General features: G+C 34.2%; 13 protein-coding genes and 1 pseudogene. 6 read left to right on the top strand and 8 right to left on the bottom strand.

Features of this window, described 5'->3' with window-relative positions; all coding sequences use genetic code 11:
* Nucleotides 1-56: 56 nt before the first annotated feature.
* From istB to istA, 3 genes and pseudogenes are all read right to left on the bottom strand, one after another.
* Nucleotides 57-593 (bottom strand): annotated as a pseudogene (istB, locus tag ASG22_RS21310) (IS21-like element helper ATPase IstB); the annotation flags it as partial.
* A 1-nt stretch (nt 594) separates the two neighbouring features.
* A partial coding sequence (locus ASG22_RS21305; RefSeq protein ID WP_262483943.1) for an ATP-binding protein occupies nt 595-860 on the bottom strand: 266 nt, incomplete at its 3' end.
* Between the two features lie 45 nt (nt 861-905).
* Nucleotides 906-2,555 carry an IS21 family transposase gene (gene istA, locus ASG22_RS05595; protein WP_055981832.1) on the bottom strand — a complete coding sequence of 550 codons (1,650 nt, stop codon included), beginning with the start codon at nt 2,553-2,555 and terminating at the stop codon, nt 906-908.
* Between the two features lie 228 nt (nt 2,556-2,783).
* Between istA and ASG22_RS21300 the strand changes: the two genes are divergently transcribed.
* From ASG22_RS21300 to ASG22_RS05580, 3 genes are all read left to right on the top strand, one after another.
* A complete protein-coding gene (locus ASG22_RS21300) occupies nt 2,784-4,298 on the top strand; it encodes a gliding motility-associated C-terminal domain-containing protein (protein WP_055981831.1) in 1,515 nt (504 codons plus the stop codon).
* Nucleotides 4,299-4,333: 35 nt separating this feature from the next.
* On the top strand, nt 4,334-4,768 hold the full coding sequence (locus ASG22_RS05585) for a hypothetical protein (protein ID WP_131726150.1): 435 nt from the start codon (nt 4,334-4,336) through the stop codon (nt 4,766-4,768).
* Nucleotides 4,769-5,231: 463 nt separating this feature from the next.
* Nucleotides 5,232-5,693, top strand: a complete 462-nt coding sequence (locus ASG22_RS05580) for a VanZ family protein (protein WP_055981827.1) — start codon at nt 5,232-5,234, stop codon at nt 5,691-5,693.
* A 334-nt stretch (nt 5,694-6,027) separates the two neighbouring features.
* Here ASG22_RS05580 and ASG22_RS05575 read toward each other — a convergent pair whose 3' ends face one another.
* A complete protein-coding gene (locus ASG22_RS05575; RefSeq protein ID WP_055981824.1) occupies nt 6,028-6,492 on the bottom strand; it encodes a MarR family winged helix-turn-helix transcriptional regulator in 465 nt (154 codons plus the stop codon).
* A gap of 177 nt (nt 6,493-6,669) precedes the next feature.
* Here ASG22_RS05575 and ASG22_RS05570 point away from each other — a divergent pair, with 177 nt between their 5' ends.
* The 3 genes from ASG22_RS05570 to ASG22_RS05560 all read left to right on the top strand — a co-directional run bounded on the left by ASG22_RS05570 (nt 6,670) and on the right by ASG22_RS05560 (nt 9,505).
* Entirely contained in the window at nt 6,670-7,941 is a 1,272-nt protein-coding gene (locus ASG22_RS05570; protein ID WP_055981841.1) for an NAD(P)/FAD-dependent oxidoreductase, read from the top strand.
* Between the two features lie 244 nt (nt 7,942-8,185).
* Nucleotides 8,186-8,722 (top strand): hypothetical protein, encoded by a 537-nt coding sequence (locus ASG22_RS05565; RefSeq protein WP_055981821.1) that lies wholly within the window; start codon nt 8,186-8,188, stop codon nt 8,720-8,722.
* A 15-nt stretch (nt 8,723-8,737) separates the two neighbouring features.
* On the top strand, nt 8,738-9,505 hold the full coding sequence (locus ASG22_RS05560; protein ID WP_055981818.1) for a hypothetical protein: 768 nt from the start codon (nt 8,738-8,740) through the stop codon (nt 9,503-9,505).
* Nucleotides 9,506-9,631: 126 nt separating this feature from the next.
* Here ASG22_RS05560 and ASG22_RS05555 read toward each other — a convergent pair whose 3' ends face one another.
* The 4 genes from ASG22_RS05555 to ASG22_RS05545 form a co-directional block, all read right to left on the bottom strand.
* On the bottom strand, nt 9,632-9,988 hold the full coding sequence (locus ASG22_RS05555) for a hypothetical protein (RefSeq protein WP_131726149.1): 357 nt from the start codon (nt 9,986-9,988) through the stop codon (nt 9,632-9,634).
* Nucleotides 9,906-10,163, bottom strand: coding sequence for a hypothetical protein (locus tag ASG22_RS21610; RefSeq protein WP_409991363.1), 258 nt, complete (start codon nt 10,161-10,163; stop codon nt 9,906-9,908). Before ASG22_RS21610 ends, ASG22_RS05555 begins: the two co-directional genes overlap by 83 nt.
* Nucleotides 10,164-10,503: 340 nt before the next feature.
* Nucleotides 10,504-10,779: a hypothetical protein gene (locus tag ASG22_RS05550; RefSeq protein ID WP_131726148.1), complete on the bottom strand. Its 276-nt coding sequence runs from the start codon at nt 10,777-10,779 to the stop codon at nt 10,504-10,506.
* A 474-nt stretch (nt 10,780-11,253) separates the two neighbouring features.
* Nucleotides 11,254-12,015 (bottom strand): GEVED domain-containing protein, encoded by a 762-nt coding sequence (locus ASG22_RS05545; protein WP_055981810.1) that lies wholly within the window; start codon nt 12,013-12,015, stop codon nt 11,254-11,256.
* Nucleotides 12,016-12,078: the final 63 nt, after the last annotated feature.

Raw genomic sequence — 12,078 nt, 5'->3', positions numbered from 1 at the left:
TTTGATAAAAACTCTTGTTTTTCATGTGTCAATTAGTATTCAAATATAATAAATAATTACTCCCTGTTAACTCCTCTCTTTTTTCTCATAGATTCCCCTTGGAGTTCCAGGCGGTGAGACTGATGGATAAGTCTGTCCAGAATAGCATCAGCAATGGTCTTTTCACCAATAATGTCATACCAGCCCTGCACCGGGATCTGTGATGTTACAATGATGGATCCGTTGTTGTGACGGTCTTCAATGATCTCCAGAAGAGTTATCCTGTTGGCACTGTCCAAAGCCTGAAGACCAAAATCATCAAGGATGATCACATCCTGTCTTTGTATTTTTGCTAGTTYGCGCAGGTATGACCCGTCTGCTTTTGCCATTTTTAATTTGGCAAACAGCTTGGAAGTATTAAAATAGTTGACCTTGAAGCCTTCGATACAGGCTTGATAACCCAACGCAGTTCCCAGGTAACTTTTACCCACACCTKTACTTCCTGTGATCAGGATGTTCTCATTTTTCTCTACGAACTCACATCCTGCAAGACGCATTACCAGATTACGGTCGAGATTGCGGGTGTCATCGAAGTTGACACTTTCAATACTGGANTTCTCATTTTTCTCTACGAACTCACATCCTGCAAGACGCATTACCAGATTACGGTCGAGATTGCGGGTGTCATCGAAGTTGACACTTTCAATACTGGACTTGTAATGGAACTTRGCATTTTTAATGCTTCGCTCTATGCGCCTGTTGTGCCTCTCATCCCATTCGGCATCGAYRAGCATCGATAYAAACTGGTCGAGGGTATAATGGTCTGTCCTTCCGCTYTCAATAGCGGTCTTAAAGGCATTGTGCATGCCGTAAAGCTTCATTTGCTTCATTTTGCTCACTGTCGGTTCGTTCATAACTGTTGGTATTTAATGATARTATTGTTTTCCTCTGATGTTRCCGTGATCAGGCAGTTCCTGCTCCTTTTCTTCTTTTTCCGGATCGATCATCTGATCCAGATTGTTCTCCAATATCTTCTGTACGGTCTTAAAGCTGTAGATCTTAAAATCCAATGCCCGTTTACAGGCATCTTTTTCCGGATCGATCATCTGATCCAGATTGTTCTCCAATATCTTCTGTACGGTCTTAAAGCTGTAGATCTTAAAATCCAATGCCCGTTTACAGGCACCAATCAATCGTTCTCTTCCTACTTTTTTTTCGAAGTTCAGGATTCCCAGGCAGCTTTTGTAAGCCTGCTCGGGATGATTCCGACTGTCGATAATTTGGAGGATATATTCTCCCACTGCAGTATCAATACTGCCCGCCCAATCGATAAAGCGGGCAGCACTCCATCCGGCAACGAACTGGTGGGTGCTGGCTAAATGTTCTGTAATGGTTGTGTAGACATAAGGCTTGTAATTGCGTCTGTGCATTGCGATCCTGTTGTATTTATAGTAGATCTCCACGGTGGAAGATGTGTATAGGATCTTGATCTTCTTCTTGATATACTGGTAAGGAACACTATAGTAGTTCTTATCCTGGCTCAACTGTACGTGCCCGTTCTGCATCACTGTTGCAAAGGATTGGTACCTGATCTCAAAACGACGCTCAGGCAGTGGGCGCAGCTGCTGCTTCTCGTCCTCTAAGAACAGCTCGTAGCGGGAGTAAGGACGTCCTGTGAGCTTGCGTTTGTTATGAGAGTCCAACAGATCCCAGATCTCACTATTTAGTTCATCCAGACCGTAAGATCCCTGTTGAAGGTTGGCGTAGATCCTTCTGTACAGGATCTTGACCGCGCCCTCTACCAAAGATTTATACCTCGGTTTGTAAGCCCTGGCAGGCARGATGGTCGTTTCATAATGTTCGGCYAGATCGGCCAGGGTCTCATTGATGGTGGGTTCAAAACGGCTGCTTTTGATCACTGCGGATTTTAAATTATCAGGAACGATCGCTGCCGGTGTGCCTTCAAAAAAGCGGATGGCATTTTCTACAGATCGTACAAAATCTTCCTTCTGCTGGCTCATAGAAGCTTCAGCATACGTGTACTGGCTTGCTCCCAGAATAGCTACAAAAAACTGAACTTCTTTAAGCTCCCCGCTTTCCTTATTAATAATGGAGAGTGTCTTTCCTGCATAATCGACATACATCTTATCACCGGATTTGTGATTCATATGCATCACCGGGTTCACACGTTTGCCCCAGACCTTATAATGATAACGGAACTGTGAACTCTGAAAACCATCAGGATGCAGTACTAGATACTGCTCCCACATATGATGTATAGTGATCCCTACCTTTTTGAGCTCACGTTCCATCTTTGGAAAAAAATCGTACAGGGACTGGAGTTTAGGATTGATGGACTGAACCGTGTTATTGGAAAACAAAAGTTCCAGCTCGGCGTCTGTCTTGGTATTGATCGTATCAAGGCTCAAGCCCAGGATCTCATATAATGAAATGTATTTTTTTACGGTATTTCTGGAAAGGGATAAATAGCTGCTTATAAATAACTTGCTCTTTCCATTGCTGTAGAATTTTATGACTTTTCTAATTTTACTCATGTCTGTTATTTTATTTGCCATAATCCGCTTTTTTTAACGAATGTATGACGCTAACATCATGAAAAAATCAAGTGTCTGTTATTTTATTTGCCATAATCCGCTTTTTTTAACGAATGTATGACGCTAACATCATGAAAAAATCAAGTCGTTTTTATCTCAAATATAACCCAAATAACAGGTGGTCATTTTAAACCGAAAAGTGGTGGTCACTTTGCTCCGAAATCAGTGGTCAATTTACTCCGAAATTAGGTGGTCAATTTGACCGTCTTTTCCAGTCTGGTAGGATACGGAGGTTATTTTGCAGGTTTTTCTTCTATCCCACTTATTGCAAGAAGAACAGGAGAATGTATCCCTGGTCTAGTTCTGGAAGTTGATGACAGTTACGATACGTATCAGTGGTTTAGAAATGATATTCCGATAACCGGAGCAAACAGCAACTCATTTACTCCTTTGCAGCCCGGAAATTATACAGTAAAAATTACAGTAGGATCTTGCCCACCGGCCACAACTCCTCCATACAAAGTTTTTACTTGTCTTAAGAAATCTACAGCTGTTAAAACCGTATGTGAAGGTTATTTAAATATTGTTCCGGCATTTACCTCTTCGACGCAGACTTTTGTTCCAAGTACCGTTCAGATCATAACGCCTCCTACGAACGGAACAGCTATTATTGATACTACAACAGGAGTAATCGGTTATGTTCCAAATACTGGATTTACGGGAACGGATATCATTACTTACAAATTCTGTGGAAATGACCCCGAGTTTGTAGATTGCGAAGAAATTACTCTTACATTGACAGTAGCTGAAAGACCGGTCGTAAATGATGCTACTTTAAGAATATGTTTTCTCCAGAGCAATACTAACATGGGAGAATTTGATCTAACAGGTGCCAATGTTACTAGCCAACTTGGTGCTATTAAAAAATATTACCCTTCATTGACAGATGCTAACAACCAAACTAATGAAATTCTTGCTCCTACAAATTATATTGCTCCAAATGGTATTGTTTATGTGAGAGTAAGTAATGCAAACGGATGTTATAGAGTGGCAATCATTACTTTGATTGTTTTTCAGCCGGTAAAATCTACAGTTTTAGTTGATCAAGAAATCTGTATCGAAAACAGAACAACTCTGGATGCAGGTCCGGGCTTCAGCGGTTATATTTGGAGCACTGGAGCAACTACACAAATAATTTCTGACGTAAATGTAGGTACATATTGGGTTGATCTGAAGACAGGAGATTGCGTCACAAGGCAAACAGTAAATGTCTATGCTACGCAGCAGCCTGTTATTTCAAATATTGAGATAACAAACAATGGAATTACTGTATCAGTTCTTGGCGGAACAGCTCCATACAGTTACTCGACAGATAATATTAACTGGCAAAATTCTAATGTATTTACCGTTCCAAGGGGTGAAACTACAGTATATGTTAAAGATAGATTTAACTGTGCTCCAATTCAGGTTACTATTACAATTCCAAATCTAGTGAATGTAATTACACCAAATGGTGACGGAATAAATGATCTATTAGATTATTCTGCGCTTGCAAATAAATCTGATTTAGTGTTAGGGATTTTTGACAGATATGGAGTTCAAATTTTTGAAGGAAATAAAGACACTGGTTATAAATGGGACGGAACCATCAATAAGACAAAAAAAGTATCGACCGGAAATTACTGGTTCAGTATTACTTGGAAAGAAACTAAAAACAAAATACCAGTGCGATTCTCAGGGTGGATCTTAGTTAAAAACAGATAGTAAAATTATTTAACAATATCAAATATAAGTGCATCATGAAAAAAAAACTATACGGCTTTCTAATCTGTGCTTCATCACTACTGTATTCGCAAAGTGATAAAAAGGTACCATTTGTTATTTGTAATAATTCAGTAGGAACGACTACTATGTTTGACGCATATGGAAGTAAAGTTGTAAACAAAATATTTTATAAAAAAGAAAATTTACCTCAACATTTAAAAAAATTCAGTTTCTTATCTGAAAATGGGCTTACAGAAATAAAATTAAGCAAAGATTTTGGCACTCCAGATATTCTTTCTTTGCAAGCCCTAAACAAGCAACATGATTTAAAATTATCCACGCCGGTAAGTATCCAGCATTATATTTTTAATGACACTGAAACAATTATTTATAGTGAAATCATCAAAAAAATTGAAGTTAAGGAAGATCAGGATAGAAAGTATCTTTTAATTACGATTTCTGACAATTAAGTGAAGTTGATAATAAGTCCCTGCAGTTATAGTGTTGGGACTTTTTGTTTTGATTTCAAATTATTTTAGAAGGGGAAAAATATGCAAGAAGACTTTCCAAAATATTATTAAATAAATGAAATTTCTAAGTCTGTGTTATTATCTTCTAGTAATAATTTTTTTAAGTTGTGTACTCGTGAATTTTATAATTGGTAATATTAGAATCAGATTTACAAAAATTTATAAAAAGTTTTGAAATAGTAAGAATTTATTTGACTGTTAGAGTGAGAAAAATTGTAGATGAGATCTATTACATTTTTGTAAAATTATAATCATCTCGAAACAGAGTCATGTTAAATAGTCCTAATGAATTATAAACAATCTTAATAACATAATAGAAAGGTTAGATTTTTTGTTATTAAAGAATATAAAACTAATAAGCACTTCAACTTCTTTTTAATCACTAATCCCAAAAAGGAAACCTATGAAAAGATATTTTGCAGTATTTATTGCCTTATACACAATCGTTTTATTATATATGATGTTTTATGCTTCTGGCAGAGAACCTTCAGAAATTTCGTATATTCAGCATCAACCCTTCATTACCATTCAGCGTTTTTTTAATTATAGCAATATTGATCATCAAGCTTTTATTGTCAATATATTTCTCTTCAGTCCATTTGGATGGTTAGGATTATCCATTAAAAAATTTAATCGTTTTGCATCCATCGCTTTATTCTTTCTTGTAGCGATAAGTATTATAGAATCAATACAATACCTTACTGGAAGAGGCGTTGCAGATGTTGATGATGTATTGTTAAATACATCGGGAATGGTAATCGGATTTGTACTATTCAAATATGCAACCTGGAAAAATATTGCAAATATTAAGATTCATTTTGAACTCGTAGATTCTAGTAAGAAATGTGCATCATCAGCCATATAACAATCGATGAAGAACTGAGTCAAATCAAATCATAGCGATCATAATAGAATACCTCTAAGAGCCACAAATATTTCAGAAGAATCTTTTATCGCAGGAGTAAACTTTAGATTATAAATACGAAGTACACTCGATACCTTATAATTCTTAGTGAGGCTTCAGGACAATTGTTGGATTTTTAATAATGATTTAAGATTATTGACAGGATTCGACAATACATTATCAACCAACATTAAACTACCCATATAAACCTACTTAATGCCATTTAAATAGTAGTGTTCCTTATTTGTAATTACTTAAATGATTAATACAAAAAGTATTAAGATCAATTGAAAATTTATTTCTCTAATAATTGCTCATATCGGGATGTTGGTTTATCATGAAAGGAAATTATTGTAGACAGTGAATTTAATAATTCTGTGTACTTGTTTTTTCCTAATAGATTAACATATTCTTTAGTTACGGCACCAAATAATTTGCCCAAGATCTCATAGAGTTTCTTACCATCTTCGGTCAAAAAAATCATCATAGATCTAGCATCATCTTCATTTTTTGCGGTGTAAATCATTCCTTTATTTTCTAATTCTTTAACAGCTTTACTAACGCCCTGTCTTGTAACCTTGATTTCTTTTAATAGATTACAGTTTGAAATTCCCTGATGGCCGATACTCATAAAATATGGTATGTGAGTAGGTTTTATATCAGTCAAAATATTAATTTCAGTTGCTCCAAAATGATCTATTAATCTTCTATAATTATAGATGAGTTTAAATATAAGTAAATCTGACTGTACATCTTCCATCAAGCAAAGTTATTGAAATTTAATTTTTAAAAAAGAAAACAACTGTGAAATATGTAAACTAAGTTGACTATTTAAAGTAAATGATTTATCTTTGCAGCAGCATTTTGAATAAGAGATGAGATGATTTTACCATTGTTTAGCAGATTAATCAAATTTGGAATGTTTAATAATTTATCAATGAGTACTAGAAAAAGAATTGTAGTTTTAGGTGGAGGATTTGCCGGAGTTAATTTTATTAAAAAATTTTCAAAGAATACTCAGCACGAGGTCGTTTTGATTGATCAGAACAATTATCATTTCTTTCCACCTTTATTATATCAAGTCTCCACGGCTTTTATAGAAGCTTCCAATATTTCTTATCCTTTCCGTAGAATGTTTCAGGGAAAGGAAAATGTAAGATTTCATCTCGGTAAATTTCTGCATATCAATCAGGCAGAAAAGGTTGTCGTAACAGACACTGGCGAACTATCTTATGACTATGTTGTTTTTGCGATGGGCACCAAAACAAATTATTTCGGAATGGAAAACATCAAAAACAATTCGCTTCCAATGAAAACAATTGATGATGCTCTTGTCATGAGAAATAGGATACTTCTGAATATGGAAAGAGCGGTGCAGGCTAAGACCTTGGCGGAGAAAGAAAAACATCTTAATATTGTGATAGCCGGAGGAGGACCTACCGGAGTTGAGGTTGCAGGAATGCTTGCAGAAATGGGTCTGAAACTCGCTAATAAAGAGTATCCTGAGGTTAAAGATCTAAAAACAAACCTTTATCTTGTAGATGCTATGCCTGTTTTACTTCAGCCAATGAGTAAGAAATCTCAGGATGAAGCCTACGATGTTCTCAGCAAACTGGGTGTACATATCGTTTTGAATACTGCGGTAAAGGATTACGATAATGGCAAAGTGATTTTTTCAGATGGGAGCGAGATTGAAACCGAGGTGTTGATATGGGCTTCAGGAGTTGTTTCGCAGGATGTTACAGGTATATCGGAAGAGTCGCTGGGAAGGGGTAAACGGATTTTGGTTGACCCATACAATAAAGTGATTGGGACAAACAATATTTTTGCTATTGGTGATATCGCTTTAGAGATGTCAGATTCTGATTTTCCAAATGGACATCCTCAATTGGCGCAAGTGGCCATTCAGCAGGGATCTTTATTGGCAAAAAATCTGGAATTAATAATAAATAACAGTACACCTAAAACCGTATTCAGATACAATGACAAGGGAAGCATGGCTATCATATCAAAATATAAAGCGGTGGTAGACCTTAACAAAAACACGTTTTTAAAAGGTTTCTTTGCCTGGATTATTTGGCTTTTTATTCATATTATCCCACTTATAGGATTTCGTAATAAGGCAAAACTACTGTCAAATTGGTTGTGGTCGTTCATTACCAATGATCCTACTTTGAGATTAATTATAAGACCAGACGATAAAGACTAGCCTTTGATCATGTGATGTAGTAGAATAAAGAATTTTTACTCTATGAATAATAATCGTAACTTTTTGGAAATTCCTAGCGATACTTATACGTTGCGTTAATTGTCTTGAACTATTAAAATTACTTTAATCACAAATGCATTAAAATTAAGCAAATGTAAATCTGTATTAATAAAACATTATGTATTAATACTTTAATACTTTTATAAGAAAATTTCTAGATATTTTTACAGATATTAATTTGAAAATGAACGATTATTATACCAAAAGAATATCTATTTTAACTGCATTGATCTCATTTTCTACGGGTACGGCACTATTGATTTTTTATTATACTGAAATGTCAATTCTCACTATATTGAACAGTTTTTATGTGGTGCTATCTCTTATTATTATAAATGTATTTCTTTTACTATTTTTTTTATTCAAGTGTTTTCAGAATAAAATAAGTTATGGAGCTTTCAAAAAATCTGGAATAATACTATCGGCTAATGTACCTGTTGCAATTTTATATTTATTCTACGTGAATCTTTTACTAAGCATAATCAGGGTAACCGTCGTTAATCATTCTGGTCAAGATATTACAAACATAAAAGTTACAGGTTGCGAAAATAAAGCAATAGCATTTTTAGAAAATGATGCCAGTAAAACAGTTTGGATTGATATTCCTCAAGATTGTTCTGTAGACATTCATTTCCAGCGAGACGGCAAAAATAAAAATGTGAATATCATTGGATATGCAACCAGTCTTATGGGGCAAAAGGTAACTTATGAGATTAAATAATACTAAATTGTTACAATGAAGCAAATTCTAATATTACATATTCTTTTACTTATTTTTCCATCAAACAAAAATTTTGGTCAAGTTATAACGCATGATAGTGCTACAGCAAAAATTGCAAAATTAGATCCAGACACTTTCTTACTTGGAACTTTTTCTGACTACATGGGACGTTTCAGGTATGTAGATCGTGAAAGTCAAATAGACCGATATTATCCCTACGAAAAGCCGTTAGCTCATTTTGTCGAAAAGTTTATTCTTGATGAATATAAGATTAAAGCTGAAGCTAAATTTCAAGAGGGTGGACATTCTGAAATATTTAGCGTGAAGTTGGCTCAAAAGCTGCACACTCAATATTATAATGATGAGGGTGTATTACAGCTGCAAATGATTGATACAAATCAAAAAAAATATTCTTATCTCACAGGTATTTATTATCGCTACGGCAATCACTTGAAAGAAAATATCTATTCTATCAGAGTAGTAAATTCCATGAAAAATGAAGACGTTTATCAATTGCTTAAAAGACTCAGTTGTGATCGGATTATTTACAGATTTAACCGAGGCTACATTCCGGCGGCAACGGTATTCTATTTTGAGGCTACTCCAGAGATGCTGCAATATTTCAAGGTTATTGAGATAGAGAAGAAAAATCTCCAAGAATCTTATGAAAAAGTGTACGTTGATTCATTATTGAAAGGAAAAGAGGCTTTAAAATTTAAAGAAATGAGAACTCAAAATGACTCAGAACTAATTTCTAATATAGAATATTTTTTTAAAGATTGAAAGTAGTCTTTGTTATAAAAGTAAATGAAGTTTCAAAACTGATAGTCAGTATCATCAATCGTTTTGTGAGATTTTATTTGAATCATAAACTTTTGCAGTTGGCGATCAGGCAATGATTTCAGCTTACTAATAGATTTTTTGCGGATCAAAAATAAACTGATAAGTGTATGTAAATTCTTCGGTAAACTTTTTGGAATATTCTGATTTGAATTTTTCTACTACTTCATCAAAGTCACCAAGTTCAGTCTCTAATCTATTATGCCATTTTGAAGCTTCGATAACTTTCCACAGCCCATCGTAAACTTGAATGTATTCTTCTTTATCATCTCCATCATACCATTTTATAAGACTTCCTCCAACATTACAACAAACAATTTTTTTATCTATCAATATCAACCAACTAAATTCCGGAGCAATCAAAACAGTATAACTTGAACCATGAATCGCAACCAGACCCCATTGTCCGGTTGATAATTTGCCCATAAAATAATCTCTTTTCCAAGAATGAGTATCTATATGTTCTGAAAAAATAATCAGATGAGTGATCGTGATACTCCCATGAATAGTCACCCATGAAAATTTTGTAAAATTCATCAGCAATTAATGGCGAGATATAATCGTAAATTGGAGGAATTATTTCATGTCCCGATATATGAATAATTCCCCACTTTTTTTTATCATCTTTATAGTTGAAATAGCGAACACTATTATTTTTTGAATCAACGATTTTCGTAATGTCAAGTTTTTCTAGAGAATTGTTTTTTGTGCTAAATACTTCCCCCGCTTTTTAACTGAAAAATTGCACATTCTAACTCTTTCGAAAAAAACAAGTTATCGTAAAGATCAACTGGGTTTTCCATAATGATTATTTTATACAAAATCAGGTCAATGGTTTACAAGAGCCAATAGTTTAAGATCGTTTTTTTTATCAATCGAGTACTTTCGACGCTTTGCGATGGTGCACATTTCGAAGCCTAAACTTCGTCATTGATCAGTAATTATTTTTCACTAAGAATTTGCTGTAATATCAATGCAGTTGCTTTTGAATCGTCTAATGCTCTATGAAATTTAAAATCCTGTTTTACATTCATCTTTTCTAAAACTTTCCAGCGAAATTCCAGATGTTGAGATATTTTTTTTTGCAAACCAATAATGTCTATGTTTATTTCGGTTGCTTCGGCGTCCAAAGCGTTACTAATAGCTTCAAAATACACCATTTCGAGTGATGAAATTCCAAAAAACATTTTTACAGCTTGACCTAATTTAACTTTCATGACAATTAATTTCCTCGGTAAAAATCTAAAAATTATTGGTCTATAAATTTTTTTAAGTACATTAACTTTTACATATGTCATTAAAATAAAAAAAGAGATTGCCGAAAAACGACAATCTCTTCACAAAAATTGAAAATATGAAGTGCTAATTATGCTACTCTAAAGAGTGAAAATACTTGTAATTGATTCCTACAAACTCTCCATAAGAGTTTTTGACAAAATTTTCTTCAATAAATTTAGTATGATTTCTGCCATAGGCAGTCTTCAGTTTATTTAATTCCTGCATAATAATTAATAAGTAATCATGTGCATCTTTTTGACGCTGATTTTTGACAAAAATAGAATGATTATTTTCCAGCCATTCAATAGATAAGGGTTTTAAAATTACTTTATCCTGAGAATTATTTCGTAATAATCGGTGTACATGTTAGCATAGCTGAATCATTAATCTTTTTATGTATATTATTCTTACTGTTACTTTTTCAATATCTTAAATGTTTTCAAACCATCTTTAAATGTCAGCGTAACCAAATAGCGTCCTGCGGGAAAATGTATAAAATCAATTTTTATAATTTTTTCTTCTGATACTTTTTTTTCAACAAGTAATTTTCCTGCAATATCATATACCTTATATCCTGTAATATTTTTGTTCGATGATATATGTAAATCGCTATGAACGGGATTTGGATAAAGTTTTAGATCCAAATCATTAGGCATCTCATTTACCGATAGATTGTTATTGATAATTTCAACAGTATAATCTCGCGTTTCGCCGGAACCGAAACTACTGCACGCATTATTTGCAGATATTGTACTTCCGTAAGCCCTTGATCTTATTCTCATTTTAATAGTTCCGGATGGGACAGTTGCCGGTATAGCCAATGAAGTGGTATTCTGGGTATTCATCGAATTGACCAATACAGTAAACTCATTGGGTTCGAAAACATTGTTGTTATTGTAATCAAGCCATACCCCAATAATGGCTTCAGAAGATGTAGAAGTATACAAATTATACGACTGACCTGCGGTAAGTTGTGCAGTTGTATTTCCGCTGGCAGGATATTCGTGGTAAAATGCAGTTAATCCTGAAAAAGTATTATGATCCAATGAGGTGCTTTCAATTTTAAATGTGATGAAAGCTGGGTCAATATCACCTCCAAGATTGTTAGTACAGATCGATTGGGCTTGATGAAATAGGCTTACCAATAGTAAGCTGGATGTTAAAGATAATTTCATAGGTTTAAATATTATTTTTTTATAATGATGTGTGATTTTGTTTAAGTTTTTCGATGGTGCCGT

The sequence above is a fragment of the Chryseobacterium sp. Leaf405 genome (assembly GCF_001425355.1).
In the GTDB taxonomy this organism is placed as follows: domain Bacteria; phylum Bacteroidota; class Bacteroidia; order Flavobacteriales; family Weeksellaceae; genus Chryseobacterium.
The sequence above is the reverse complement of the archived record's forward strand: the minus strand, read 5'-3'. Positions and strand labels throughout refer to the sequence as shown.

What these genes read in the sequence shown, in the direction of transcription:
- ASG22_RS05550 (WP_131726148.1), bottom strand. Translation starts at nt 10,779, where the DNA reads ATGAAAGTTAAATTAGGTCAAGCTGTAAAAATGTTTTTTGGAATTTCA.
- ASG22_RS05580 (WP_055981827.1), top strand. Translation starts at nt 5,232, where the DNA reads ATGAAAAGATATTTTGCAGTATTTATTGCCTTATACACAATCGTTTTA.
- ASG22_RS05565 (WP_055981821.1), top strand. Translation starts at nt 8,186, where the DNA reads ATGAACGATTATTATACCAAAAGAATATCTATTTTAACTGCATTGATC.
- ASG22_RS05570 (WP_055981841.1), top strand. Translation starts at nt 6,670, where the DNA reads ATGAGTACTAGAAAAAGAATTGTAGTTTTAGGTGGAGGATTTGCCGGA.
- ASG22_RS05545 (WP_055981810.1), bottom strand. Translation starts at nt 12,015, where the DNA reads ATGAAATTATCTTTAACATCCAGCTTACTATTGGTAAGCCTATTTCAT.
- ASG22_RS05560 (WP_055981818.1), top strand. Translation starts at nt 8,738, where the DNA reads ATGAAGCAAATTCTAATATTACATATTCTTTTACTTATTTTTCCATCA.
- ASG22_RS05555 (WP_131726149.1), bottom strand. Translation starts at nt 9,988, where the DNA reads ATGGGCAAATTATCAACCGGACAATGGGGTCTGGTTGCGATTCATGGT.
- ASG22_RS05575 (WP_055981824.1), bottom strand. Translation starts at nt 6,492, where the DNA reads ATGGAAGATGTACAGTCAGATTTACTTATATTTAAACTCATCTATAAT.
- ASG22_RS05585 (WP_131726150.1), top strand. Translation starts at nt 4,334, where the DNA reads ATGAAAAAAAAACTATACGGCTTTCTAATCTGTGCTTCATCACTACTG.